This is a genomic window from Methylobacterium sp. Leaf361 (assembly GCF_001424445.1).
GTDB lineage: Bacteria > Pseudomonadota > Alphaproteobacteria > Rhizobiales > Beijerinckiaceae > Methylobacterium.
In genome coordinates this window covers 212,422-237,857 of record NZ_LMPY01000023.1, presented here as the reverse complement: position 1 = coordinate 237,857, position 25,436 = coordinate 212,422, and the positions used below count along the sequence as shown (strand labels likewise).

26 protein-coding genes, 1 tRNA gene and 1 pseudogene are annotated in these 25,436 nt (G+C 71.3%); 16 read left to right on the top strand and 12 right to left on the bottom strand.

Annotation, left to right across the window (positions count from 1 at the left end; translation table 11 throughout):
* Nucleotides 1-92 precede the first annotated feature (92 nt).
* Nucleotides 93-1,355 (top strand): penicillin-binding protein activator, encoded by a 1,263-nt coding sequence (locus tag ASG32_RS17020; RefSeq protein ID WP_056528385.1) that lies wholly within the window; start codon nt 93-95, stop codon nt 1,353-1,355.
* Here the strand turns inward: ASG32_RS17020 and hemW are convergent, their stop codons facing one another.
* Genes hemW through rph form a run of 3 tightly spaced genes read right to left on the bottom strand, consistent with a single transcriptional unit; the run spans nt 1,356 to nt 3,909 of the window.
* Entirely contained in the window at nt 1,356-2,543 is a 1,188-nt protein-coding gene (gene hemW / locus ASG32_RS17015; protein WP_199866131.1) for a radical SAM family heme chaperone HemW, read from the bottom strand.
* A 26-nt stretch (nt 2,544-2,569) separates the two neighbouring features.
* Nucleotides 2,570-3,199: an RdgB/HAM1 family non-canonical purine NTP pyrophosphatase gene (rdgB, locus tag ASG32_RS17010; protein ID WP_020091869.1), complete on the bottom strand. Its 630-nt coding sequence runs from the start codon at nt 3,197-3,199 to the stop codon at nt 2,570-2,572.
* The gene (rph, locus tag ASG32_RS17005; RefSeq protein ID WP_056528382.1) at nt 3,196-3,909 is read right to left on the bottom strand and encodes a ribonuclease PH; all 714 of its coding nucleotides are present in this window, start codon (nt 3,907-3,909) and stop codon (nt 3,196-3,198) included. Before rph ends, rdgB begins: the two co-directional genes overlap by 4 nt.
* A 167-nt stretch (nt 3,910-4,076) precedes the next feature.
* Here rph and hrcA point away from each other — a divergent pair, with 167 nt between their 5' ends.
* A complete protein-coding gene (hrcA, locus tag ASG32_RS17000; protein ID WP_020091867.1) occupies nt 4,077-5,132 on the top strand; it encodes a heat-inducible transcriptional repressor HrcA in 1,056 nt (351 codons plus the stop codon).
* A 207-nt stretch (nt 5,133-5,339) separates the two neighbouring features.
* Here hrcA and ASG32_RS16995 read toward each other — a convergent pair whose 3' ends face one another.
* Entirely contained in the window at nt 5,340-6,146 is an 807-nt protein-coding gene (locus tag ASG32_RS16995) for a DUF1236 domain-containing protein (RefSeq protein ID WP_056528376.1), read from the bottom strand.
* A gap of 239 nt (nt 6,147-6,385) precedes the next feature.
* On the opposite strand from ASG32_RS16995, the gene ASG32_RS16990 reads away from it, so the two are divergent.
* The 3 genes from ASG32_RS16990 (at nt 6,386) to ASG32_RS16980 (ending at nt 9,374) form a co-directional block, all read left to right on the top strand.
* On the top strand, nt 6,386-7,750 hold the full coding sequence (locus tag ASG32_RS16990) for an MFS family transporter (protein ID WP_056528373.1): 1,365 nt from the start codon (nt 6,386-6,388) through the stop codon (nt 7,748-7,750).
* Nucleotides 7,751-7,832: 82 nt separating this feature from the next.
* Nucleotides 7,833-9,038: an alpha/beta hydrolase gene (locus ASG32_RS16985; RefSeq protein WP_056528370.1), complete on the top strand. Its 1,206-nt coding sequence runs from the start codon at nt 7,833-7,835 to the stop codon at nt 9,036-9,038.
* Nucleotides 9,039-9,092: 54 nt separating this feature from the next.
* On the top strand, nt 9,093-9,374 hold the full coding sequence (locus ASG32_RS16980) for a DUF2312 domain-containing protein (protein ID WP_020091862.1): 282 nt from the start codon (nt 9,093-9,095) through the stop codon (nt 9,372-9,374).
* A gap of 54 nt (nt 9,375-9,428) precedes the next feature.
* Here the strand turns inward: ASG32_RS16980 and ASG32_RS16975 are convergent, their stop codons facing one another.
* Nucleotides 9,429-10,406 (bottom strand): phosphoribosylaminoimidazolesuccinocarboxamide synthase, encoded by a 978-nt coding sequence (locus ASG32_RS16975; RefSeq protein ID WP_056528367.1) that lies wholly within the window; start codon nt 10,404-10,406, stop codon nt 9,429-9,431.
* Between the two features lie 212 nt (nt 10,407-10,618).
* On the opposite strand from ASG32_RS16975, the gene ASG32_RS16970 reads away from it, so the two are divergent.
* Nucleotides 10,619-11,371, top strand: coding sequence for a Crp/Fnr family transcriptional regulator (locus tag ASG32_RS16970; protein ID WP_056528365.1), 753 nt, complete (start codon nt 10,619-10,621; stop codon nt 11,369-11,371).
* Nucleotides 11,372-11,475: 104 nt separating this feature from the next.
* Here the strand turns inward: ASG32_RS16970 and ASG32_RS16965 are convergent.
* The 3 genes from ASG32_RS16965 to ASG32_RS16960 all read right to left on the bottom strand — a co-directional run bounded on the left by ASG32_RS16965 (nt 11,476) and on the right by ASG32_RS16960 (nt 12,490).
* Nucleotides 11,476-11,551, bottom strand: a tRNA-Phe gene (locus ASG32_RS16965).
* A 103-nt stretch (nt 11,552-11,654) separates the two neighbouring features.
* The gene (gene yacG, locus ASG32_RS32660; protein ID WP_082557921.1) at nt 11,655-11,840 is read right to left on the bottom strand and encodes a DNA gyrase inhibitor YacG; all 186 of its coding nucleotides are present in this window, start codon (nt 11,838-11,840) and stop codon (nt 11,655-11,657) included.
* Nucleotides 11,837-12,490, bottom strand: coding sequence for a Maf-like protein (locus tag ASG32_RS16960; RefSeq protein WP_056528362.1), 654 nt, complete (start codon nt 12,488-12,490; stop codon nt 11,837-11,839). Before ASG32_RS16960 ends, yacG begins: the two co-directional genes overlap by 4 nt.
* Before the next feature lie 379 nt (nt 12,491-12,869).
* Here ASG32_RS16960 and ASG32_RS16955 point away from each other — a divergent pair, with 379 nt between their 5' ends.
* The 10 genes from ASG32_RS16955 (at nt 12,870) to ASG32_RS16910 (ending at nt 22,382) form a co-directional block, all read left to right on the top strand.
* A complete protein-coding gene (locus ASG32_RS16955; RefSeq protein WP_020091857.1) occupies nt 12,870-13,079 on the top strand; it encodes a hypothetical protein in 210 nt (69 codons plus the stop codon).
* Nucleotides 13,080-13,249: 170 nt separating this feature from the next.
* Entirely contained in the window at nt 13,250-13,495 is a 246-nt protein-coding gene (locus ASG32_RS16950; RefSeq protein WP_056528359.1) for a hypothetical protein, read from the top strand.
* Nucleotides 13,496-13,730: 235 nt separating this feature from the next.
* Nucleotides 13,731-14,939, top strand: a complete 1,209-nt coding sequence (gene phaZ / locus ASG32_RS16945; protein ID WP_056528356.1) for a polyhydroxyalkanoate depolymerase — start codon at nt 13,731-13,733, stop codon at nt 14,937-14,939.
* Nucleotides 14,940-15,076: 137 nt separating this feature from the next.
* Nucleotides 15,077-17,773 carry a TIGR02302 family protein gene (locus ASG32_RS16940; protein WP_244492010.1) on the top strand — a complete coding sequence of 899 codons (2,697 nt, stop codon included), beginning with the start codon at nt 15,077-15,079 and terminating at the stop codon, nt 17,771-17,773.
* A 67-nt stretch (nt 17,774-17,840) separates the two neighbouring features.
* Nucleotides 17,841-18,026 (top strand): twin transmembrane helix small protein, encoded by a 186-nt coding sequence (locus ASG32_RS16935; protein ID WP_020091853.1) that lies wholly within the window; start codon nt 17,841-17,843, stop codon nt 18,024-18,026.
* Between the two features lie 138 nt (nt 18,027-18,164).
* Nucleotides 18,165-18,794 (top strand): acyloxyacyl hydrolase, encoded by a 630-nt coding sequence (locus ASG32_RS16930; protein ID WP_056528353.1) that lies wholly within the window; start codon nt 18,165-18,167, stop codon nt 18,792-18,794.
* Between the two features lie 13 nt (nt 18,795-18,807).
* On the top strand, nt 18,808-19,380 hold the full coding sequence (locus ASG32_RS16925; RefSeq protein ID WP_056528350.1) for a cob(I)yrinic acid a,c-diamide adenosyltransferase: 573 nt from the start codon (nt 18,808-18,810) through the stop codon (nt 19,378-19,380).
* A gap of 167 nt (nt 19,381-19,547) precedes the next feature.
* The gene (locus ASG32_RS16920) at nt 19,548-20,297 is read left to right on the top strand and encodes an electron transfer flavoprotein subunit beta/FixA family protein (protein WP_056528346.1); all 750 of its coding nucleotides are present in this window, start codon (nt 19,548-19,550) and stop codon (nt 20,295-20,297) included.
* 66 nt (nt 20,298-20,363) lie between these two features.
* Nucleotides 20,364-21,317 (top strand): FAD-binding protein, encoded by a 954-nt coding sequence (locus ASG32_RS16915; protein ID WP_056528343.1) that lies wholly within the window; start codon nt 20,364-20,366, stop codon nt 21,315-21,317.
* A 183-nt stretch (nt 21,318-21,500) separates the two neighbouring features.
* Nucleotides 21,501-22,382 (top strand): 3-hydroxybutyryl-CoA dehydrogenase, encoded by an 882-nt coding sequence (locus ASG32_RS16910; RefSeq protein ID WP_056528340.1) that lies wholly within the window; start codon nt 21,501-21,503, stop codon nt 22,380-22,382.
* A gap of 45 nt (nt 22,383-22,427) precedes the next feature.
* Here ASG32_RS16910 and ASG32_RS16905 read toward each other — a convergent pair whose 3' ends face one another.
* From ASG32_RS16905 to ASG32_RS35150, 4 genes and pseudogenes are all read right to left on the bottom strand, one after another.
* On the bottom strand, nt 22,428-22,730 hold the full coding sequence (locus ASG32_RS16905) for a hypothetical protein (protein ID WP_020091847.1): 303 nt from the start codon (nt 22,728-22,730) through the stop codon (nt 22,428-22,430).
* 113 nt (nt 22,731-22,843) lie between these two features.
* A complete protein-coding gene (locus ASG32_RS16900) occupies nt 22,844-23,857 on the bottom strand; it encodes an NAD(P)H-quinone oxidoreductase (RefSeq protein ID WP_056528337.1) in 1,014 nt (337 codons plus the stop codon).
* Between the two features lie 121 nt (nt 23,858-23,978).
* Nucleotides 23,979-24,977 (bottom strand): annotated as a pseudogene (locus tag ASG32_RS16895) (ABC transporter substrate-binding protein); the annotation flags it as partial.
* 1 nt (nt 24,978) lies between these two features.
* Nucleotides 24,979-25,320: ABC transporter substrate-binding protein (locus ASG32_RS35150; RefSeq protein WP_244492008.1), on the bottom strand; the 342-nt coding region annotated here is incomplete at its 3' end.
* Nucleotides 25,321-25,436: the final 116 nt, after the last annotated feature.

The window sequence follows — 25,436 nt, the reverse complement described above, 5'->3', positions numbered from 1 at the left end:
GCCGCGTGGCCGGGGGGCAAGTCCCCGCCGCCGCGTTTACATTTGAGAATCCGCCGGTCAGGCTGCGGAGCCTGCCCGAAGGAGTACGCGCCATGGCGCGCCCGACAAGCGCGCGGGACCGTCTCGTGCGTGTCACCGCCCAGACCGCCGCGCTCTGCGCGATCCTGCTCACGCTCGGCGGTTGCGTCGGCAGCGACCTCGCGCGACGCGCGACCGGGCCGCAGGCCGAGCTGTCACCGCCGGCCGCCGTGCCGGATGCACCGGGCACCGCGCCCGCGGCGCCGATGCCGGCCGCGGGTGGCAGCGGGCGCATCGGGGCGGGCTCGGTGAAGGTCGCCCTGGTGCTGCCGCTGACCGGCCAGGGATCGACCGTGGGGGCCGCCATGCGCAACGCCGCGCAGCTCGCCTACGACGAGGCCCAGCAGCCCGACCTGACGCTCATCGTCGAGGACGACCGGGGCAGTCCGGACGGCGCCCGGGAGGCGACCCAGGAGGCGCTGCGGCAGGGCGCCGAGATCGTCCTCGGCCCGCTCTTCGCCGGCAGCGTCCAGGCCGCCGCGGCCGTCGCCAGGACCGCCGGCAAGCCGGTGATCGGCTTCTCCACGGACGCGACCGTGGCGAACCAGGGCGTCTACCTGCTGAGCTTCCTGCCGCAGCCGGAGGTGGACCGCGTGGTCGAGGACGCGGTCGCGGGCGGGAAGAGGTCCTTCGCGGCGCTGATCCCCGAAACCGCCTACGGCAACGCCGTCGAGGCGGCGTTCCGGGAGGTCGTCGCCCGCAAGGGCGCGCGCGTCGCCGCCGTGGAGCGCTACCCGGCCGGCGCGCCCGGCCCGGCGGTCGAGCGGCTCGCGCGAGTGATCGCCGGGCCCGGCGCCACCGCCGACGCGCTGTTCATCCCCGAGACCGCGGACGCGATGCCCGCCGTGGCGGCCGCGCTGACGAAGGCGGGCTTCTCGCCGGCCCGGGTGCGCCCCCTCGGCACCGCCCTCTGGAACGAGCCGTCACTGTTCGCGCTGCCGGCCCTCCAGGGCGGCCGCTTCGCCGCGCCGGACCGCGTCGGCTTCTCGAATTTCAGCGCGCGCTACCAGGCCCGGTTCGGCGCCGTCCCGCCGCGGGTGGCCTCGCTCGCCTACGACGCGGTGCTGCTCGCGGCGGCCCTGTCGCGGCGCTACGGCTCGCAGCGCTTCGCCGAGGCCACCCTGACCAACGGCCTGGGCTTCGCCGGCGTCGACGGGACGTTCCGGTTCCGGCCGGACGGTCAGAGCGAGCGGTCCCTCGCCGTCTACGAGATCCGCAACAACGCCGCGACGCCCGTCAGCCCGGCGCCCCGGGTTCTCGCCAAGCCGGCGATCTGATCAGGCGGCGAGTTCGGCGACCAGGGCGTTGAGCACCGGCGCCCCCTGCGCCGTGGCGGCGATGCGGCCGCCCGGCAGCCGCTCGAGCAGGCCGTCCCCGATCAGCATGCCGATGCGGTTGCCGTTCAGGGGCCGGCCCTTGAGCGCCGCGTAGCGGTCGGGATCGATCCCCTCGCGCAGGCGCAGGCCCATCACCAGGAACTCGTCGGCCTGGTCGGCGGCCGAGAGGCTCTCGGTCTCGACAATCCCGTGGCCCTCGGCCTCGACGCGGGCGAGCCACGCCTCGGGCGACCGCTCCGTCACGGTTCCGACCCGGCCCCGGCCCGTCACGAGCCGTCCGTGAGCGCCCGGACCGATGCCGGCATACTCGCCGTAGCGCCAGTAGAGCAGGTTGTGCCGCGATTCCGCTCCGGGCCGCGCGTGGTTCGAGATCTCGTAGGCCGGGAGGCCGGCCTTCGCGCAGAGCTCCTGGGTGACGTCGTAGAGGGCGCGACCGACCTCGTCGTCCGGCGTCACCAGCTTGCCGGTGGCGGCGAGCCCGTGGAACGGCGTCCCGGGCTCGATGGTGAGTTGGTAGAGCGAGAGGTGCTCGGCGGCCCGCGCGAGCGCGTCGTTAAGCTCAGCCCGCCACAGGTCCGGCGTCTGTCCGGGCCGCGCGTAGATCAGGTCGAAGGAGGTCCGCGCGAAGGCCGACTGCGCCAGGGCGATCGCGCCGAGCGCCTGCGCGGTGTCGTGCAGGCGCCCGAGGGTCCGCAGCGAGGCGTCGTCGAGGGCCTGGATCCCGAGCGACACCCGGTTGACCCCGGCGGCGCGGTAGCCCTGGAAGCGGCCAGCCTCCACGCTCGACGGGTTGGCCTCGAGGGTCACTTCCGCGTCCGGCGCGACCGCCCAATGCTCCGCCACCGCGTCGAGCAGGCCGGCCACGGTCGCGGGCTGCATCAGCGAGGGCGTGCCGCCGCCGAGGAAGATGCTGGTCACGGTCCGGCCCGGCGTGCGGGCGGCGGTGTGGCCGATCTCAGCGCGGAAGGCTGCCAGGAAGCGCGGCTCGTCCACGCCCGCGTGGCGGACGTGGCTGTTGAAGTCGCAGTACGGGCACTTCGCGGCGCAGAAGGGCCAGTGCAGGTAGATCCCGAAGCCCGCGTCGCGGGTCGGATGGTCCGGGCCGGTCGATGACATGATGGCGGGCATGTGAGCGCCCGCGCGCCGTTTGGCAATCAGGCGCCGGGCGCGAGGCAGGCGCGGCTCAGCTCGACGAAGGCCCGCGCCCGGTGCGACAGGCCCCGCCCCTGCTGCCAGTCGACCCCGTGCTTCTCCTCGGCGCTCATCTCGCCGAAGGTGCGGTCGTGGCCGTCCGGCCGGAAGATCGGGTCGTAGCCGAAGCCCGCGGAGCCCTTCGCGGCGACAAGGTCGCCGAAGACCCGTCCCTCGAACAGCTCGGTGTGCCCGTCCGGCCAAGCCAGCACGAGGGCGGACACGAAGTGCGCCCGGCGCTCGGCGGCCCCGCGCCGGTCGAGTTCGGCGAAGATTCGCGCCATCGCGCCGGTGAAGTCTTTGGTCGCGCCGGCCCAGCGGGCCGAGAAGATGCCCGGCGCGCCGTCCAGGGCGTCGACGCACAGGCCGGAATCGTCCGCGAAGGCCGGCAGCCCGGTGGCGTCGGCCGCCGCCCGCGCCTTGATCGCCGCGTTCTCGGCGAACATCGTGCCGGTCTCGTCGGGCTCGGGCAGGCCGAGCTCGCCCGCCGACACCGCCTCGATCCCGAACGGCGCGAGCAGGTCGCGCATCTCGGCGAGCTTGCCGGCATTGTGCGTGGCGATGACCACCTTCCCGGTCAGACGGCGGCTCACGCGAGGGCCTCCTTCTGCAGGGCGACCAGCCGCTCGGTGCCGGCGCGGGCGAGGCCGAGGAGCTCGAGAAGCTGCTCCTGCGTGAAGGGTTCCATCTCGGCGGTGCCCTGCACCTCGACGATGCCGCCCCGGCCGGTGAGCACGAAGTTGGCGTCGGTCTCGGCCGCCGAATCCTCGGCGTAGTCGAGGTCGAGGACCGGCGTGCCCTTGTACAGGCCGCAAGAAACGGCGGCGACGTGGTCGCGCAGCGGATCGACGGAGATGATCGAGCGGGTCCGCATCCAGGCGAAGCAATCGTGCAGCGCCACCCAGGCGCCCGTGATCGCGGCCGTCCGGGTGCCGCCGTCGGCCTGGATCACGTCGCAATCGATCGTGATCTGGCGCTCGCCCATGGCCGGGAGGTTGGTGACGGCGCGCAGCGAACGGCCGATCAGTCGCTGGATCTCCTGGGTCCGCCCCGACGGCTTCCCGGAACCGACCTCGCGGCGGGTGCGTTCGTGCGTCGCACGCGGCAGCATGGCGTACTCGGCCGTGACCCAGCCCTTGCCGGAACCGCGCAGCCACGGCGGCGCGCGCTCTTCCAGCGACGCGGTGCAGAGCACACGGGTGTTGCCGAAGCTGACGAGGCAGGAGCCCTCGGCGTAGCGCGAGACCGCGCGCTCCAGGCTCACGGGCCGCAACTCGTCGGCGGCACGCTTGGAAGGCCGCATCGCGGGCCCCTTCTGTCGAGAGTGTCGAGGGCCGGGCTCTTAGGCCGCCGCGCCACCGCGGGCAAGCATCGCCGTACGGATTGATCCGCGCGGGACGGTTGGACATGATCGGACCACAGGATGACCCCGTGACACACCCCAGTCCCAACTTCTCGAACGGCCAAGCGATGCAGGCGCTCGCCGCCCTCAACGAGCGCGCCCGGGAGATCTTCCGGCAGATCGTGGAGAGCTACCTCACGACCGGCGAGCCGGTCGGCTCCCGGAATCTCGCGCGCATCCTCCCGATGGCGCTGTCGCCGGCCTCGATCCGCAACGTCATGGCGGATCTGGAGCATTCCGGCCTCATCTTCGCGCCGCACACCTCCGCGGGCCGCCTGCCGACGGAGCTCGGCCTGCGCTTCTTCGTGGACGCGATGCTCGAGCTCGGCGACGTCAGCCAGGACGAGCAGGCGCGCATCGAGGCGCAGATGCGCGCCGCCGCCTCGGGCCACACCTTCGACTCGGCCCTGGCCGAGGCCTCGACCATGCTGTCCGGCGTCTCCCGGGGCGCCGGGGTCGTCCTGACCACCAAGGCGAACGTCAACCTGAAGCACATCGAGTTCGTGCGCCTCGATCCGGCCCGCGCCCTCGTCATCCTCGTCTCGGACGACGGCTCGGTCGAGAACCGCCTCGTGGACCTGCCGGCGGGCCTGCCGGCCGGCGCCCTCCAGGAGGCGACGAATTTCCTGAACGCGCGCCTGCAGGGCCGCACCCTGGGCACGCTGCGCGCCGAGATCGAGGCCGGCCGCAAGGCGATGAAGCGGGAGCTCGACGCGATCACCGAGCGCCTCGTCGACGCCGGGCTCGCCACGCCGGTCGGACCGACGGAGGCCCGCCAGCTGATCGTGCGCGGGCAGGCCAACCTGCTCGACGACCTGCGCGCGGTCGAGGATCTCGAGCGGATCCGCCTGCTGTTCAACGATCTGGAGACCCAGAAGGACGTGATCGATCTCCTGTCCCGCGCAGAGGGCGGCGAGGGCGTGCGGATCTTCATCGGCTCGGAGAACAAGCTGTTCTCGCTGTCCGGATCCTCGCTGATCGCGGCGCCGTTCCGCGACGGCTCGCAGAAGATCGTGGGCGTCGTCGGCGTGATCGGTCCGACCCGGCTGAACTACGCGCGGATCGTGCCGATGGTCGACTACACGGCGCGCGTGGTGTCGAAGCTCCTGGACGGCGGACGGTAGTGCCGTTCTTGGTCGGGTTGGGACGGAGGCGATCGCCGAGCCCGTGCCGAACGGGGCGCGGGTCCCCTCTCCCGTGTCGGAAAGGGGGCACGGTGCAACTGTCTCGAGCCGAGTCGCCTTGCAAACCGTGGCGACACGATCGGCAGCAGCTCTAGCGGGCGCCGGGCAGAAGGCCCGCCCGGCGCCGACCTTATCGTTTCGCCTGAATCAGGCCGGGATCACGTCCACGATCTCGTAGGTGTCGGGATCGATGATCACGATGTCGTCGCGCACCAGGACGAAGTCGTAGCCTTCGTATTCCGGCACCAGCTCGATGATCGCCGGTGGGAGCCGGTGGAGGGTGACCGAGCGGGGGATCGCCGTGCCCACCGCGAGGCCGAACGCCACGTCCCGGAGCGGCGAGACGCCCAGACGGGTGATCGAGCTGCGGAACTCGGTCCGCTGGCGGGTGTCGAGGCGGCCGACAGCGCCGCGGACGGCGCCCCGGTCGCGGGCACCGGCACGGCCGTCCCGTTCGCCGGCCGGACCGCGGCCGCGCTCGGGACCGGCCGCGTCGCGGTTGCCCCGCTCGGGTCCGGCACCCGGCTCGCGGCCACCCCGATCGCCGGCACCGCGTTCACCCGCACCGCGTTCACCCGCACCGCGGTCGCCCGCACCTGGATTCGCGGCCGCGCCGCCCCGGTCCGCCGGTCCGTTGCGCTCGGCCGCGCCGCCCGGGCGACCCGGTCCCTCGGCGCCGCGCGGCCCACCCTCGGCACCGCCGGGACCGCGCATCGCCCCGCCTTCGGGCGCGCCGCCCCTCATCCCGCCGCCGGCACCGCCAGCAGGGCCGCCGGCCGGGCCGCCGCCGGACGGACCCGCGCCCGCTCCGGCCCCACCACCCGGGCCGCCGGCGCCGCCGCCCGCACCACCGGGTCCGGCCCCTCCGCCGCCCGGGCCGCCCTGCGCGAACGCCGTCGCCGCGCCGGCGACGACGATGGCGGCCGCGACCGCGTCTCTCAGAACTCGCTTCATGGCCTCTTCCTCCTGCGGTGGTCGGAACGCCATCGACGCCCACGCCGGCCCGCAACGGGGTCCTGAGGCGAACCGTTCCCTCCCGCGGCACTGTGGACCCGCGGCCGGTGACACCGCCCTGCGCTGTCCTCGGCTAAGTCGGATCACGGCCTTGCGATCGGGCGCGTCACCTGTAACGTCGCGCCGCACCAAGAAGAGACCGGCCTCGGCCGGCACCAAGATTGATCGACGGAGACGCCATGTCCGCCTCGCGCGACGATACGATCGGTATCGCACCGAGCGACCTCGATGATGCTGCGGACCGCAAGCGCCGGATCTGGGCGATCGTCGGCTCGTCGTCGGGCAATCTCGTCGAGTGGTACGACTTCTACTGCTACGCGTTCTTCGCGCTCTATTTCGCGCCGGCCTTCTTCCCGAAGGGCGATTCGACCAGTCAGCTCCTGCAGACCGCCGGCATCTTCGCGGTGGGCTTCTTCATGCGGCCGATCGGCGGCTGGCTGTTCGGGCGCATCGCCGACCGGGTCGGCCGCCGGACCTCGATGGTCATCTCGGTGCTGATGATGTGCTTCGGCTCGCTGCTGATCGGCATCCTGCCGACCTACGAGCATGTCGGCACGCTGGCGCCCGTGCTGCTGCTGCTCGCGCGCATGCTCCAGGGCCTGTCGGTCGGCGGCGAGTACGGCACCTCGGCGACCTACATGAGTGAGGTGGCGATCAAGGGGAAGCGCGGCTTCTTCGCCTCGTTCCAGTACGTCACGCTGATCGGCGGCCAGCTCCTCGCCTCGCTGGTCCTGGTTCTGCTGCAGACGGTGATGACCGGCCCGGAACTCACCGCCTGGGGCTGGCGCATCCCGTTCTTCATCGGCGCCGCGCTGGCGGTCGTCGCGCTCTATCTCCGGCGCTCCCTGGCCGAGACGAAGGACAGCAGCGACAAGGAGACCGCCGGCACCTTCGCCGCGCTGGCCAAGCACTGGCGGGCGTTCCTGGTCGTGGTCGCCTACACGGCCGGCGGCTCCCTGAGCTTCTACACGTTCACGACGTACATGCAGAAGTACCTCGTCAACACCGCCGGTATGCCGAAGACCTCGGCCTCGCAGACGATGACGGTGGTGCTGTTCGTCTACATGATCATCCAGCCGATCTTCGGCGCGCTCTCCGACAAGATCGGCCGCAAGGCGAACATGCTGCTCTACAGCGGCCTCGGCACGCTCATGGTGGTGCCGCTGATGACGGCCCTCGGCACCAACAAGGACCCCTACCTCGCCTTCGCGCTGATCACCCTCGGGCTCGCCGTGGTGTCGTTCTACACGGGCATCAGCGGCATCGTGAAAGCCGAGCTGTTCCCCACCAACGTCCGGGCGCTCGGGGTCGGCCTCTCCTACGCGATCGCCAACGCCACCTTCGGCGGCACCGCCGAGTTCGTCGCCCTGTGGTTCAAGGACGCCGGCATGGAGAGCACGTTCTTCTGGTACGTGACCGTCCTGATGGCGATCGCCTTCGTGGCCTCGCTGATCATGCCGAACCCCAAGGTCCACGGCTATCTCGACGGCGCGGGCACCGTCGAGGAGGCGCTGGGGAAGAAGCCGCGCCTCGCCCACGCCTGATCGGCCGCCCGGCTGGACCGGGCCGGACTTTCGCGCTGATATGCCTCCCGCCGGGCGCGCCAGACGCCCGCGGGAGGACGCCATGTTCAGGAACGCCGCCGCCGGGGCGCTGGCCCTGCTCTGTCTCGCCATTGCATCCCCGTCCGGGGCCGCCGAGCCGGGTGCCGCCGACAGGCCGTTCAGGCCGACGCAGCCCGCGGGCTACTTCTTCGTCGGCGGCCGCTACGCCACCGCGGGCGGCAAGACGACGGCATCCGGCCAGATGTTCGTGGAGTACCGCGTTCCGGAGCGGGTGACGCAGCCCTACCCGATCGTCCTGGTGCACGGCACCGCCCAGACCGGGACCAACTTCCTCGGGACGCCCGACGGCCGGCCGGGCTGGGCCGACCGCTTCACCGCGCAGGGCTTCGCGGTCTACGTCGTCGACCAAGTCGGTCGCGGCCGCTCGGGCGGCGACCCGGACACCTACGGCCCCTACGCCCGCCTGCCCGCCGAGGATCTGGAGACGGTGTTCACCGGGCAGGAGCGCTCCGCGCTCTACCCGCAGGCGAAGCTCCACACGCAGTGGCCGGGCGGCGCCGGGATCCGCGGCAACGCCGCCTTCGATCAGTTCTACCTCTCCCAGGTGCCCTACATCGCCAGCGCGCTGCGGAGCGAGGAACTGGTCGACCCGGCGCTGATCGCCCTGCTGGAGAAGATCGGCCCGGCGATCCTGCTGACGCACTCGCAGGCGGGCGTCTTCGGCTGGGCGGTGTCGGATCAGCGGCCCGACCTCGTGAAGGCGCACGTCGCCGTCGAGCCGAACGGGCCGACCTTCTACGACATCCGCTTCAAGGGCGGCGCGGACTGGTACGAGCGCGTCGGCGAGGCGCGGGCGCGGCCCTACGGCATCACCCGGGTGCCGCTGCACTTCGAGCCGCCGGTGAGCGGCCCGGCCGACCTGACGGTGGTTCAGGCGGAGAGCGCCGCCGCGCCCGACAGGATCCGCTGCTGGCTCCAGGCCGAGCCCGCGCGCCGATTGCCGAACCTCGCCCGGGTGCCGGCGGTGATCGTGACCGCCGAGGCGTCGTTCCGGGCCACCATGGACGATTGCACGGCGGCCTTCCTGACTCAGGCGGGCGCGAAGCCGGACCGGCTGGCGCTCGCCGACCACGGCATCCGCGGCAACGGCCACATGATGATGCTGGAATCGAACAGCGACGCCGTGGCGGACGCGATCGCCGGGTGGATCCGGAACCGGGTCCAGGGCCCGGTCCAGGGCCAAGTCGAAGCGCCGGCCCGGCCTTAACCCACCGCTTACCCTGTCGGGCGAGGGTGCCCCCGTCATCCGACGAGGGACTGCATGACCGACATGACCGACACCGTGGGCGTCGCGGGCGACCGCATCCGCTCGATCATCGAGCGCGTGGAACGGCTGGAGGAGGAGATCAAGGACCTGATGGAGGCCAAGAAGGAGGTCTTCGCCGAGGCCAAGGGCGAGGGTCTCGACGTGAAGGTGCTCAAGGAGATCCTGAAGATCCGCAAGCAGGACAAGGACGAGCGCGACGAGCAGGAGACGCTCCTCGACGTCTACCTGCGCGCCATGGACGCGCCGTCGCCGGCCCCGATCGCCGCGGCGGCCTGACAGGCTCGACCGGGTGCGGCGCCTGGCGCCGCACCTCCTGTCCCGACCCCGAGGCTACGCCGCGAGATAGGCGGCGATGTTGCGCCGGATCCGCTCCAGGGGCTCCTCGGCCGGGTCCGGCAGGACGAAGCGCTTGCCCGTGATCGTCTCGTAGGCGCGGATGTAGACCGCGGCGGTCTCCAGGACGACCTCGGCGGGGATCTCGGGGATCGGGTCCTTGTACGGGTCGCAGCGGGCGACGACCCAGTTGCGCACGAAGTCCTTGTCGAAGCTCTCCGGGGCCGAACCCGCGGCGAAGCGCTCGGGATAGCTCTGCGCGAACCAGTACCGGCTGCTGTCCGGCGTGTGGATCTCGTCGGCGAGGACGATCCGGCCCTCGGGATCCGTGCCGAACTCGTACTTCGTGTCGGCCAGGATCAGGCCGCGCTCCGCCGCCAGGGCCGTGCCGCGCGCGAACAGCGCCAGGGCCGCCCCCGACACGGTCTCCCACTGCGCGCGCGTCAGCAACCCGCGCTCGAGGATCTCCGCCTCGGTGAGCGGCTCGTCGTGGCCGCCGTCGAACGCCTTGGTGGTCGGCGTGATGATCGCCTCCGGCAGGCGCTGGTTCGGCCGCATCCCGTCGGGGAAGGTGTGGCCGTACATGTCCCGCTCGCCCGCGCGGTAGCGCGTCAGGATCGAGGTCGACGTGGTGCCCGCGAGGTAGCCGCGCACCACCACCTCCACGGGCAGGATCTCCAGGCGCCGGCCGACCACCACGTTGGGATCGGGATAGGCGAGGACGTGGTTCGGGCACAGGTCGGCGGTCTGCTCGAACCAGTAGCGGGCGGTCTGGGTCAGGACCTGGCCCTTGAACGGGATCGCCGCGAGCGCCCGGTCGAAGGCGCTGATCCGATCCGACGTGATGAGGATGCGACGGCCGTCGGGAAGGTCGTAATTGTCCCGGACCTTGCCGCGGTAGTGCCGGGGCAGCTCGGGCAGGGTCGCGTCGCGCAGGACCTGATGCGCGTGCGGGGCGAGATCTGCCGTGTTCATCGGGCTTTCCGTCAGGCTGAACGGCGACCGCGCCGCCGGACTTCTGTGCGCGGACGGGCCGGGAAATTCCAGTCCCGGCCTCACCGAGGGCGCCCGGTGCCGGCCCTCGCCCTGGTCGCGCCCGACCGGGACCCTACACTTACGCGGGGACCAACGACGGTGGACGACCGGCCGCGCGACGCCGAGCGCTTCTGCCGGACGGCCGAGGCGCGATGAACGAGACACCCCAACCGTCGGTCAGAGATCCGTTCCTGCGCCGGATCGAGACCGTGGCCCTGTTCCGGCTGTCCGACGCGGAGCGCGCCGCCCTCGTCGCGCTCCCGCTGCAGGTCGCCCAGTTCGAGCCCAACCAGGACATCATTCGGGAGGGCGACCGGCCGTCCCGGAGCTTCACGCTGCTCAGCGGTATCGCCTGCACCTACAAGTCGACACGCGCGGGCAAGCGGCAGGTGATGAGCTACCACGTCCCCGGGGACGTGCCGGATTTCCAGAGCCTGTTCCTGGAGGTGCTCGACATCAACATCGCCACGGTGAGCGCCTGCCGCCTCGGCTTCGTCCAGCACGACGCGGTCCGGGCGATGCTGCGGGCGCAGCCGCGCCTCAACGAGGTGTTCTGGCGCGCGACGCTGATGGACGCCGCCCTGGTCCGGGAATGGATGCTCAACACCGGGCGCCGGGAAGCGTATGCGCGGATGGCTCACCTGTTCTGCGAGCTGATGACCCGCCTCGACGCCGTCGGTCTGGCACCCGACCGGACCTGCGACCTGCCGATGACGCAGCCCGAACTCGCGGATGCCCTCGGGATCACGTCGGTCCACGTCAACCGGACGATCCGCGATCTCAAGGCCGCCGGCCTGATCACGCTCCGGGGTCGCCGCCTCACCGTCCACGACTGGGCCGGGCTGCAGGAAGCGGCCGAATTCGATCCGACCTACCTGCACCTGCGCGACGCGGAGACGCGCTGATCGGGACGCGCGGACGCGCGCGACCTGCAGCCGAGTATTGTCAGAAGATCGAGGATCCTGTCGCCGGCTCTACCGATCCGATGGTCGGGCGCTCAGCGGGATGATGGTGCCCAGGGACGGAGTCGAACCGCCGACACTGCGATTTTCAGTCGCATGCTCTACCAACTGAGCTACCTGGGCGTCGTCCGCGCCGGTGCCGGCCTCGGACGTCGCGGGGTATAGTGAGTGCTTGGCGGCCTGTCCAGCCTCGCGTGACATCGACGGGACCGGAAGGCCGAAAAATTCAGCGCTCCGGATCCGGCGGGGGCGGCGGCGCGTCGGGATCGAGCTCCTCGGGGATCGCGTAGCGCTCGTTGAGCCAGCGCCCCAGATCGACGTCGGCGCAGCGCTGGGAGCAGAACGGCTGGAACTCCGGCGCGGATGGTTTCCGGCAAATCGGACAGGGCGGCGGCCGGCGTTCCCGAGTCATGCGAGGGCGCCCCACCCGGCCCGTACGGGAAAGCCCTCGCCGTCGAGCAGGCTCAGGGTCTCGTAGAGCGGCAGGCCAACCACGCCGCTGTACGAGCCGACCAGCTTGACCACGAAGGCCCCGGCCAGGCCCTGGATCGCGTAGCCGCCGGCTTTGCCGCGCCACTCGCCCGAGGCCACGTAGCCCTGGATGTCCCGGCCCGAGAGCCGCTTAAACCGGACGCGGCTCTCGACGATCCGCTCGCGGCGCCCGCGGGGCGAGAGCACGCAGACCGCCGTGTAGACCCGGTGCTGCCGGCCCGAGAGCAGGCGCAGGCAATCCGCGGCCTCGTCGGGGATCTCGGCCTTCGGCAGGACGCGCCGCCCGACCGCGACGACCGTGTCGGCCGAGAGAAGCCAGGTCGGCGTCGTCGTGTCCTCCAAGTGGAGCGCCGCCTCGGCGGTGGCGAGCTTCGTCCGCGCGAGGCGCCGCGCCAGCTCGCGCGGCGGCTCGGCCTTGCGCGGTGTCTCGTCGATCTCGGCGGGCAGGAGCGCCGCGGGCTCGATCCCGATCTGCTGGAGCAGCGCGAGACGGCGGGGCGAAGCGGACGCGAGCACGAGTCGCGCCGTCGGCTCATGCGTCGCGCCGATCGCTTCAGGTTTGGCGTCCATGATGTCCCGTTCGCACAATCGACCGGAGCCGCGCGACCGGAGCCGTGCACGCCCTGCGCGGCGGCACTTCGTCGGCCGGGACAGGCTCGATGCGCCTGCCTGATAAGGGAAGGGGTCCGGCTTGTGAACTCGAGCGGGTGCCGACGCCCTGGCGAACGCGCGTGGATTCGCCTGGGCGATCCCGCGCGGCCCGGTGCGTCCGCGGGCAGCGTTGCTCAGGTCTGGCGGCGCCTCGGCGTGACCGGGGGCGCCGGCGAATCCAGCTCAGAGCCCGGCGCGAAAGCGTCCGCAAGAACAGCGCAAGATGTCGAGGCGGCACGTAACCCATCGTTAACCACGATCGACGCAGGATGGCGTCACTCCAATGGGATCGTCATCGATGCTGAACGCTGACCCGCTCGTGCCGCGCCCGAAGCTCGTCAATGCGGCCCTGCTCGCCCGCGCCCTCGACGGGCTCCGGCCGCAGGTCGCCTCGCCGGTCGAGATGTGGCAGCGTCTCACCGATCAGTACGTGGTCGACCTCGACGCGGTCGCGGCGCTCCTGCCCGCCGACGAGCCGGAGACGCGCTGGCTTCCCGCCCGCGACTGAGTCCGGCCCAGACGGCGTTGCACCTCTCAAGGGACGCGTCGTGCTGCGCTGGCACATGACGTGCTTCAAGTCTTCAGCAACCGGAGGAAGCGACCAGGCAACGACAACGCGGTGGCTCGCACGCCGGAGCACCCCGCGGACCTTTCGATCACTCGAAGCTGAGGTCCGTCATGTCGGAATTGCTCTCCGTTGCCCTCGTCTGTGCCGGCACGCTGCTGGCCCAGGACTGCTCGCGCGACACCGCCCTCGACGTCATCATCGCGCCGGCGCACACGCCGATGGAATGCCTGATGCACGCCCAGACGATGGCCGCCCAGGCCGGGTTGCCCGGGGGCAGCGACCGGTACCTCAAGGTCGCCTGCGAGCATCGTCGGAGCGAGTCCGACCCGCGCCCGGTCATTCGCCGCGCCTCGTGACGGCGGGGGTGTGCCGGACGATTCGGCACACCCGAATGTGATCGGCGCGGCGCGTGGTGCATCAAAGTCACGTCACGACAATTCTTGTTCGCATCCGCCTATCGGACAGTTGCCGCCTCCGGGAACGGGACCCATCCTGCACGGCCACGCTGATGCAACCCTCACTCCGGCATCCGCCAACGTTGCCGCCCCGATGGCCCGCGTGCCGGGCAGGGCTCAAGCGAGTGCCTGCCCGATGCTGTACGACGCGTTCGATCTGCAGACCGACATGGCCGCCCAGACCCGGGCGTGGGGGCGGCTGCTGAACGACATCTGGTCGCCCTGGATCGGGTGGGGCGAGCCGGCGACCTGGATGTCCGCCGGGGCCCGGATGATGATGCGCGCGGGCCTGACCTTCGCGCGGCCGCCCTACGGCATCGAGTCGGTGAATGTCGGGAACCGGAGCGTCCCGGTCTCCGAGGAGGCGGTCGAGGTCACGCCCTTCGCCACGCTGCTCCACTTCAAGAAGGACATCCACACCGAGCAGCCCAAGGTGCTGATGGTGGCGCCGATGTCGGGCCACTTCGCCACGCTGCTCCGCGCCACCGTGCGCACGATGCTGCCCGATCACGACGTCTACATCACCGACTGGCACAACGCCCGGGACGTGCCGCTCTCCGACGGGACCTTCGGCTTCGACGACTACGTGAGCCACCTCATCCAGTTCCTGCGGACCATGGGCGAAGGCGCCCACATGGTGGCGGTGTGCCAGCCCGCCGTGCAGGCGCTGGTGGCCGCCGCCGCGATGGCGCAGTCGAAGGACCCGGCCGCCCCGCGCAGCATGACCCTGATGGCCGGCCCGGTGGATTGCCGGATCAACCCGACGGGCGTGAACGAGCTCGCGACCTCCAAGCCGATCGAGTGGTTCGAGAAGAACCTGATCGCCACGGTGCCGTCGCGCCACAAGGGGGCCGGCCGCAAGGTCTATCCGGGTTTCGTGCAGGTCTCGGCCTTCATGGCGATGAACGCCAAGCGCCACGTCCAGGGCCACGCCGACCTGTTCTGGCACATGGCCAACGGCGAGCACGACAAGGCCGAGGCGATCGAGACCTTCTACGACGAGTATTTCGCGGTGCTCGATCTCGCCGCCGATTTCTACCTCGAGACGGTCAAGACGGTGTTCCAAGACCACGCCCTGGCCCGGAACGCGGTGTCGTATCGGGGCGAGCCGATCGACCTGCGCGCGATCCGCCGCACGGCGCTGATGACGGTCGAGGGCGAGCGGGACGACATCTGCGCGGTCGGGCAGACCATGGCGGCCCACGACCTGTGCTCGGACCTCGCCCCGTACATGCGGACCCACCACCTCCAGGCCGGCGTGGGCCATTACGGCGTCTTCGCCGGGCGGCGCTGGGAGTCGCAGATCTACCCGCAGGTGCGCAACTTCATCCAGGCGCACAACTGACCGGCGCGCCGGTCGGGCCGCCGTCGCGCCGATTTGACCCGCCGACCCGCGCGGCCCACCATGCTAGGCACGTGTGACGGGGCCCGCCGGGGGCGGCTCCGTGGGCCACTCCTTCGGCGTGAGGCGGAACGGTCGGCGTGATCGGCAGCAACGGCACCGAGAGCAAGACCCGGGTGGGCGGAGCGGACGCGGCGTCCACGCGGCTCGACCGGCTGGTGGCGCAGGCGCGGGCCGCCGCCCTGTGGGAGCAGGCCTGGCCCGTGCTCTGGCGCGGCATCGGCGTCTTCCTGCTCTTCCTGGTCGTCTCCTGGGCGGGCGTGTGGCTCGACCTCACGCCGCTCTGGCGCCAGATCGGCCTCGGCGCCCTCGCCATCCTGCTCGTCGCCGCGCTCCTGCCGCTGATCCACATCGCCCGGCCGGACCGGCGCCTCGCCCTGGCGCGGCTCGACCGCGAGGCCGCTTCCCGCGATCCGAAGCTGCGGCACGGGCCGGCCTCGGCCGCCCAGGACAGCCTCGCCGTCGGCGCCGCCGATCCGGGAAGCCGGCTGCTGTGGGACCTCCACCAGCGCCGGGCCGCGCAGGCGATCTCGGCGCTGCGGGTCGGCCTGCCGCGACCGGGCATGACCCGGCACGACCCCTTCGCGCTGCGCGCCGGCCTAGTGGTCGCGGCGGTCGCCAGCCTGTTCGTGGCCGGCCCCGAGTGGCGCCAGCGGATCGGCGCCGCCTTCGACTGGCAGGAGCCGGCGGCGCCCGGCCCGAACTTCCGCGTGGACGGCTGGATCGACCCGCCGCTCTACACGCGGCTTCCGCCGCTGCTGATCGCGATGGACGGGAGCGACCAGCACCTGCGCGCGCCGGTCAACGCGCAGCTGATCGTGCGGATCGCCGGCCAGGGCAAGGCCGCGTCCGAGACGACCCTCACGCCCAATGCCGGCCTCGTCCCGGTGCCGGGCCAGGAGGCGCGCGCCGACCTGCGCGAGGAGCGCTACCGCATCGTCGGCGGCGCCGCGCTGACGATCGTGACCCCCGCGGGCAAGCAGCGTCTCACGGTCGACGCGATCCCCGACCGGCCGCCGGAGGTGACCGCCGTGGGCGGCCCCGAGGTGAACGGGCGCGGCACCTTCAACCTGACCTACCGGGCGAAGGACGATTACGGGATCAGCTCGGCCGAGGCGGTGATCGAGCCGCTGAAGTCCGCGCGGGCCCTGGTCCCGGTGCCGCAGATCAACCTGGCGCTGCCGGGCGACGCGAGCGGCGACACCGACACCAAGACCCTCGTGGACCTCACCGAGAGCCCGTGGTCCGGCGCGAAGGTTCGCTACCATATCGTCGTCAAGGACGAGGCCGGCCAGGAGGGGCGCACGCCCGACACCGAGATCGTCCTGCCGGCGCGGCCGTTCCGCGAACCGCTGGCGCGGGCGCTCGCCGAACAGCGCCGCCGGCTCGTCATCGCGCCCGACACGGATCGCCGCTGGGTCCAGGGGGCGCTGGACGCCCTGCTGGTCGCGCCCGACACGTACACGCCGCAGCCCGCGGTCTTCCTCGGCCTGCGGACTGCGACCGAGCGCCTGCGCCGCGCCCGCACGGATGCCGACCTCGTCGCGGTGGCCGACCTCCTCTGGGAGATGGCTCTCAAGATCGAGGACGGCGACCTGTCGGACGCCGAGAAGCAGCTCCGCCAGGCCCAGGACCGGCTGAAGGAGGCGATCGAGCGCAACGCGCCCGACGACGAGATCAGGCGCCTGACGCAGGACCTGAAGCAGGCGCTCGACAAGTTCCTGTCCGAGATGGCGCAGAAGCAGGGCCGCGAGCCCCGCGAGCAGAGCGAGCGCGGCCAGAGCAACGGGCAGACCAAGACCGTCACGCCGGAGGATCTCGACAAGATGATCCAGGACATGGCGGAGGCGATGAAGCGCGGCGACACCGCCGAGGCGCAGCGCCTGATGGAGCAGCTGCGCAACATCCTGGAGAATCTCCAGACCGCCGAGCGCGGCGGTCGCTCCGATCAGGCGTCCCGCGAGATGCAGAAGCAGATGCGCGATCTCGACGCGATGTCGCGTGAGCAGCAGGGCCTGCGCGACGAGACCTTCAAGGACAGCGAGGAGCAGCGCGACGGCCAGCGCCCGCAGAATCGCGGCCAGCCGCAGCAGGGACAGCGCGGCCAGCAGGGCCAGGGGCAGCAGGGCCAGCGCCAGCAGGGTCAGAAGGGTCAGCAGGGCCAGGGGCAGCAGGGCCAGCGCCAGCAGGGTCAGAAGGGTCAGCAGGGGCAAGGCCAGCAGGGTCAGGGCCAACAGGGCCAGAAGGGTCAGGGGCAGCAGGGCGAGGGCCAGCAGGGCGGCGTCGGCGAGCGCCAGCAGGCGCTCCGGCAGCGGCTGGAGGACCTTCAGAAGCGCATGAAGGAGAACGGCATGCGCGGCGAGCAGGGCCTCTCCGACGCCGAGGACGCCATGCGCGAGGCCGAGAACGCGCTGAAGGACGGCGATTCGGACGGCGCGGTCGACGCGCAGGGCCGCGCCCTCGACGGCCTCAAGCGCGGCGCCGACGGCATGGCCCAGCAGATGCAGGAGATGGCCGAGGGCCAGGGCGAGGGCCAGCAGGAGGGGGGCCAGCAGCCGGGCCAGCAGGGTCAGGCCGGCGCCCGCGACGACGATCCCCTCGGGCGCCCGACCCGCGGCCGCGACATGAGCGACGGGCGGGTCCGCGTCCCCACGGCCGACGAATCCGCGGTCCAGCGCGCCCGGCGCATCATGGAGGAGCTGCGGCGCAAGCTCGGAGACCCGAGTCGCCCCCGCGAGGAACTCGACTATTTCGAGCGCCTCCTCCGCCGCAACTGAGCGCCCGACACCTCAACGACGCGCCGAGCCGCATCGCGGCTCGCGCCCCACCCGGATCCCCGACCGCATGTCGTCCAACACCCTCGTCCTGATCGCCTGCCTCGCCGTCGCCGCGGTGCTGGTCGCGGGCCTCGCCAACATGATGCGCGGCGGCAGCGTGAACCTCTCGCAGAAGCTGATGCGCCTCCGGGTGCTCCTGCAGTTCGTCGCGATCGTGATCATCATGGGCGTCGTCTGGTGGCGCTCGGCGTGAGGGCTTCGGGCCGGGTGTGACCGCGCCGCCGCACCGAACACCTTTCGATCCGGTGAAGGATGAATAGGCCGCCCCGCCGCGCGGGCCTCTGCTACGCTCGGTAGAAGCAAATCGCTGCGCCTAACCGGCCGAGCCCGCATGACTGCCCCTTCCCGCCTCCGTCTGTTCGGCCTTCTGACCGGGGCGGCGATTCTGCCGGCTTCGGCCGCCGACCTCGCGCCGCCGCCGCCCGCCGCCTACGCGGCCCCCGTCCAGCCGCTCAGCATCGTGTCGGAGATCCGGATCGGCGGCGCGGTGCAGGATCCCGGGAGCGCCGAGGGCAAGCTCCCCGGCTTCAGCAAGGCGAACGTCAACGGCGAGATCCTGTTCGCCAAGCCGCGCATCAGCGACGATCCGTTCTGGCAGGCCTTCGTGCCGCGGCCGACCGTCGGCGGCAGCTACAACACCGGTGGCCGGACCAGCTACGCCTATCTCGGCGCGACCTGGACGCTCGAGATCTTCCCCGAGACCTTCAACCGCCGCGTGTTCCTCGACGGGTTCTTCGGCGGCGTGGCCCATAACGGCTGGACCGGCCCGAAGGCCGAGACGCCCTACGGCTTCAACACCCTCGGCTGCTCGCCGATGTTCCGCGAGGCGGCCGCCCTGGGCTTCCGCCTGACGGAGCACTGGAGCATCATGGCGACGGTCGAGCACATGTCGAATGCCGGGCTCTGCGCCAACAACCGCGGCCTGACCAATTTCGGCGGCAAGATCGGCTACACGTTCTGAGGCACGCCACCCCGTGGTCAAGCTCAACCGCATCTACACGAGGACCGGCGACAAGGGGACGACCGCGCTGGCGGACGGGCAGCGGCGCTCGAAGGCAGACCTGCGGGTCGAGACCTACGGCACCGTCGACGAGACCAATGCCTGCATCGGCATGGCGCGCCTGCACACGCAGGGCCCCCTCGACGGGATGCTGGGGGCGATCCAGAACGACCTGTTCGACCTCGGCGCCGATCTCGCGACGCCGCCGACCCCGGAGCCCCTCCCCTACGAGCCGCTGCGGATCGTGGCGAGCCAGGTCGACCGGCTGGAGCGCGATATCGACGCGCTCAACGCCGCGATCCCGCCGCTGAAATCCTTCGTCCTGCCCGGCGGCTCGCCGGCTGCCGCGGCGCTGCACCTCGCCCGGACCGTCTGCCGGCGCGCCGAGCGGCTCGCGGTCAGCCTCGCTGCGCGGGAGGACGAGACGGTCTCGCCGGAGGCGCTGCGCTACCTCAACCGCCTGTCGGACTTCCTGTTCGTGGCGAGCCGGGCGGCGAACGGCGACGGGGCCGACGACGTGCTCTGGGTGCCCGGCGCCAATCGCTGAGCCGGCATCGCGGTTTTCGCGGGGCCGCCACGGCGCCGCGTTGACAAGGCGGAAATGTGGCCGTTACGGTCCGGCGCCTTGCGTGCCCCGGCCACGCTGCGCCTCGCGCGCCCGTGGGAGTGGCCTGCACGACGACAAGAATCCTCCGGGGAAGGATCGTGACCGCCATGAAGGTGCTGGTGCCCGTCAAGCGGGTGGTGGACTACAACGTCAAGATTCGCGTGAAGGCCGACGGCTCCGGCGTCGAGCTCGCCAACGTCAAGATGTCCATGAACCCCTTCGACGAGATCGCCGTCGAGGAGGCGATCCGCCTGAAGGAGAAGGGCAAGGTCACCGAGATCGTGGCCGTGTCGATCGGCCCGCAGCAGGCGCAGGAGACGCTGCGCACGGCACTCGCCATGGGCGCCGACCGGGCGATCCTGGTGAAGACCGACGTGAACTGCGAGCCGCTCGCCGTCGCGAAGCTCCTGAAGGCCGTCGTCGAGAAGGAGAGCCCGGAGCTCGTCATCCTCGGCAAGCAGGCGATCGACGACGACTCTAACCAGACCGGCCAGATGCTCGCCGCCCTGCTCGGCTGGCCTCAGGGCACCTTCGCGTACAAGATCGAGCCCGGCGAGGGCAGCCTCGACGTCACCCGCGAGGTCGATGGCGGCCTGCAGACCGTGAGCCTCAAGCTGCCGGCCATCGTGACGACGGACCTCCGCCTCAACGAGCCGCGCTACGCGTCGCTGCCCAACATCATGAAGGCCAAGAAGAAGCCCCTGGAGGAGCTGGCACCCGACGCGCTCGGCGTCGACGTCACGCCGCGGCTCACGGTGCTGAAGACCGCCGAACCGCCGGGCCGCTCGGCCGGCGTGAAGGTCGCCTCCGCGGCCGAGCTCGTCCAGAAGCTCAAGGTCGAAGCCGGCGTCATCTGATCCGAGGCGGGGCTCCCGGTCGACGGTCGAGCCCCGCGCCACCACCTTCGAGGGCACCAGCAGACCATGACGACACTCCTCTTCGTCGAGCACGGCAACGGCCAGATCAAGGACAGCACGCTGAAGGCGCTCGCCGCCGCCAAGGAGATCGGCGCGCCGGTCCACGCCCTCGTGCTGGGCACCGGCTCCAAGGCCGTGGCCGAGGCCGCGGGCAAGCTCGACGGCGTCGAGAAGGTCCTGAACGCCGAGGACGGCGTCTACGACCACGACCTCGCCGAGCCGGTCTCGGCGCTCATCGCCGCCATCGCCGAGCCCTACGACACGATCATCGCCTCGGCCTCGACCACGGGCAAGAACGTGCTGCCGCGCGTGGCCGCCCTGCTCGACGTCGCGCAGGTCTCCGACATCATCAAGGTGGTCTCGCCCGACACGTTCGAGCGGCCGATCTACGCTGGCAACGCCATCCAGACCGTGCAGGCGCCCGCCGGCAAGAAGGTGATCACGGTGCGCACGGCGGCCTTCAAGGCGGCCGAAGAGGGGGGCGCCCCGGCGCCGGTGGAGGCCGTCTCGGCGGCCGCGCCCGAGGCGGGCGGCTCGAGCTTCAAGGGCGAGGAGATCGCCAAGTCCGACCGGCCGGAACTGGCCTCGGCGCGGATCATCGTCTCCGGCGGCCGCTCGCTCGGCTCCTCGGACAAGTTCCACGAGCTGATCGAGCCGCTGGCCGACTCGCTGGGCGCCGCCGTCGGCGCCTCGCGCGCCGCCGTGGACGCGGGCTACGCGCCGAACGACTGGCAGGTGGGGCAGACCGGCAAGGTCGTGGCGCCGGACCTCTACGTCGCGGTGGGGATCTCGGGCGCTATCCAGCACCTCGCCGGCATGAAGGACTCGAAGGTCATCGTCGCCATCAACAAGGATGAGGACGCGCCGATCTTCCAGGTGGCCGATTACGGCCTCGTCGGCGACCTGTTCCAGGTCGTTCCCGAGCTGCAATCCGAGATCGGCAAAGCCAAGGGCCAGTAACGGCACCGGATCTGGCAACCCGCGAGCATTGTCGCAGAACGCGGCTTCACGGGTTCCTTCCGGATCGAGGATTGGTCTAGAAGGCAGCAGCGGCGAGACTTCGCGCGGTGCCGTCGCGTCCGTGCCGTCCAGAAAACTGGGCGGCAGCGCTGCGGCATCCGCCTTGGGGGCACAGGTCGGCACATGCATATGGAGATCAAGCGGGTCGGCATCGTCGGCGCGGGCCAGATGGGCAGCGGCATCGCGCAGGTCTGCGCCACCGCCGGCTTCGAGGTTCTGCTGAACGACCGCGATCCCGCCCGGCTCGAGAACGGGCTGTCGGTGATCGAGGGCAGCCTCGCGCGCCTCGTCTCGAAGGGCGCGCTCACCGAGGGCGACAGCGGCGAGGCCCGCTCGCGCATCGTCCCCGCCCGCGACTTCGCTGCCCTCGGCCCGTGCGATCTCGTCATCGAGGCGGCGACCGAGAACGAGGCGACCAAGCGCGAGATCTTCACCACGCTGTGCGGGTCGCTGCGGCCGGAGACCCTGGTGGCGACCAACACGTCGTCGATCTCGATCACCCGGCTGGCGGCGGCGACCGACCGGCCGGAGAAGTTCATCGGCATCCACTTCATGAACCCGGTGCCGGTGATGCAGCTCGTCGAGCTGATCCGCGGCATCGCCACCGAGGACACGACCTACGAGTCGGCCAAGGCGTTCATCGCGAAGCTCGGCAAGACGTCGACGATGTCGGAGGATTTCCCGGCCTTCATCGTCAACCGGATCCTGCTGCCGATGATCAACGAGGCGATCTACACGCTCTACGAGGGCGTCGGATCGGTCGAGTCGATCGACACCGCCATGAAGCTCGGCGCGAACCACCCGATGGGCCCGCTGCAGCTGGCCGACTTCATCGGCCTCGATACCTGCCTGTCGGTCATGCAGGTTCTCTACGAGGGCCTCGCCGATTCGAAGTACCGGCCCTGCCCGCTCCTCGTGAAGTACGTCGAGGCCGGCTGGCTGGGCCGGAAGGCCAAGCGCGGCTTCTACGATTACCGCGGCCCGACGCCGATCCCGACCCGCTGAGAGGGCCGTGTGCGGGACGGCCCGAGCCGTCCCGCGCGCGACGCCTTACTTCGGCGCGCCGTTCGCGCCCGGCTGGGCCGGCTGCGGATAGGACGGGTTGCCGCCCGGAACGGCGGTGCTATTCGACGGCGACGACCCGCCGGACTGGCCGTTGACCGAGCCCGTCACCTCCTTGCGCGACGCGTCCTGGCTCTGGCTGGCGTAGTCCTTCGGCGAGTTGGCGCCGTTCCACGTGAGCAGGCCCACGGTCGCGATCGCCAGCAGGACGAGGCTCGCCACCAAGACCCAGAGCACCGGCTTGCCGCGCTCGCCCTGACGGCTCTCGTTGGGGTTCAGTCTCTCGGCCATGTACAAAACCTTCCTCGGCGGGACGCCACACGCCGGAACGGGCGCTGTGCGACACGATCTCGTTACCGGCCGCCAACGCGGGGCCGCCGAGGCAGGTTCCTGACGGGGCCGGCTCAGCGGCCGGTCGTCAGCAGGATCTTGCCGAGATGGGCGCTCGATTCCATCAGCTCGTGCGCCGCCCGCGCCTCTTCGAGCGGGAACGTGGCGTGAGTGACGGACCGGATGCGTCCGGCCTCGAGCTCGGGCCAGATGTCCCGGCGGAGACCGTCGGCGATCGCGGCCTTGTCGCCCTTCCCGCGCGGCCGGAGCGTCGAGCCGGTGAAGGTCAGGCGGTTGCGCATGATCGGCGTGATGTTCAGCCCGTCGACCTTGTAGCCGCCCATCAGCGCGATCATCACCAGCCGCCCGTCCGGTGCCAGCGACTTGAGGTTCCGGGCGAGGTAGCTGGCGCCGATCATGTCGAGGATGACGTCGACGCCGCGCCCGTCGGTGAGGCGCTTCAGTTCCTCGGCGAAGTCGGCCTGCTTGTAGTCGATCGCGGCATCCGCCCCGAGATCCTCGCAGAACCGGCACTTCTCGGCGGAGCCCGCCGTCGCGAAGACCCGGGCGCCGACATGCTTGGCGATCTGGATCGCCGTGGCGCCGATGCCGCTCGACCCGCCGTGGACGAGGAAGCTCTCGCCGCGCGTCAGGCGGCCGCGCTGGACCACGTTGGAGTAGACCGTGAAGAAGGTCTCCGGCAGACCGCCGGCATCGACCAGCGAGACGGCCTTCGGTCGCGGCAGGCAATGGGCCGCCTCGGCCACGGCGTACTCGGCGTAGCCGCCGCTGATCACCAGGGCGCAGACCTCGTCGCCGGCCGACAGGCCCTCGACCCCGCTGCCGAGCGCGACCACACGGCCGGCGACTTCGAGGCCGGGAATCTCGGTGGCGCCGGGCGGCGGCGGGTACACCCCGGACCGCTGCGCGACGTCGGGCCGGTTCACCCCGGCCGCCACCACCTCGATCAGGACCTGGCCGGGCCCCGGGCTCGGCACGGGCGCGTTCTCCAGGCTGATCACCTCCGGTCCCCCGGAACCCGCGTAACGGATCTGGCGCATGGTCCCGGGCAGGTCGGTGGTGGCCATCAGCGATTGTCCTCAGCGCGCATGTCGTCTCGGCCGCGCTCACGGTGTCGCGGCCCGGCTCTACTTGCGGCAACGGGCGCGCTTGGCAAGCCGCGCGCCCGTTGCCGGTCCGGAGAGCCGCCTAGCGGGCCGCCGCCTTCACGGCCGCCGGGAGCACGATCGCGCCCTGCGCGAGGCTCTTCGGCCAGACCGCGACCTGCTTGCCGTCCTGCCACTGCGCCATCAGGCCGGTGACGAAGCCCGGCCCGTACTTGATCGAGTGGGTGAATTGGTCGTCCTTGCCGTAGAACTGCGTGCGCCCGACGGTGCCGACCCAGTCGGTCTTCTCCAGGGCGTCGACCAGCTTGTCGGCCTCCGTGGTGCCGGCCCGCTTCACCGCGTCGGCGGCGTAGTAGACCTGATCGTAGGCCATGTACCCGGCGTAGGACGGGTCGCTGCCGAAGCGCTTCTTGAACGCGGCGCTGAAGGCGAGCGACTTGTCGGTGATCGCCGCGCCCGGCACGGCGATGCTCTGGAAGATCACGCCCTGGGTCGCGCCGTTGGTGTTCGACCAGAAGGTCGAGGAGGTCGCCTGCGAGTTCATGCCGGTCATGGCGAGCGGCACCTTCTGGTTCTGCCACTGCACGGTCGGCTGCACGCCGACATGCGAGATGCCGGTGACGATCAGGTCGGGCTTGGCCGCCTCGATCTTGTTGTAGATCGGCGTGAAGTCGCCCGTGTCCGGCGAGAAGCGGATGTGGTCGACGACCTTCACGCCGATCTCGGGCAGGCACTTCTCGTAGCCGACGTCGAGCGGCCGGGTCCAGGCCGCGTCCTCGCTCATGATCGCGGCGGTCTTCACCTTCATCAGGTCGATCAGCATGTCCTTGGTGGAATCGCAGATGGACTGGGCGAGCGCCGCCGAGGTCAGGTAGCCGTGGAAGGTGTACTTGTTGCGCGCGTAGTCCTTGTGGACCGCGGCGCTGATCTCGTTCGAGGCCGCGCCGGGCGTGATCATCGGCGTCTTGAGCCGGGCCGCCCAGGGCATCAGCGCCAGCACGACCTCGGAGATGTAGCTGGCGATGACGAGGTTGACCTTGTCCTCGGAGACCGCCCGCTGGAAGGCGCGGACCGCGTCGGANGGGCATCAGCGCCAGCACGACCTCGGAGATGTAGCTGGCGATGACGAGGTTGACCTTGTCCTCGGAGACCGCCCGCTGGAAGGCGCGGACCGCGTCGGAAGCGGAGGACTTGTCGTCGTAGGTGACGACCTGGATCTGGCGGCCATCGACGCCGCCCTGGGCGTTGATCTCGTCAGCGGCGAGCTGGACGGCCTGCGGGATCGAGGCCCCGACCACGGACTGCGCCTCGGCGATCACCCCGATCTTGATCGGATCGGCGGCCCGCGCCTGCGTCGATCCCAGTAATCCGGCCACTGCGAGCAGGGCCAGGGCCCGGCTCGAGACGCTGCGTTCCATCGGCATGAGCTTCCTCCTGCGGCCCGTGCGGCTTTTGCCGCCGCATCGGGTCCAGGACAGGATAGTGCAGCACGCGGATGCTTGAATACAGTGTGCAGATGCGGAAAGCCGTGACAGACGGG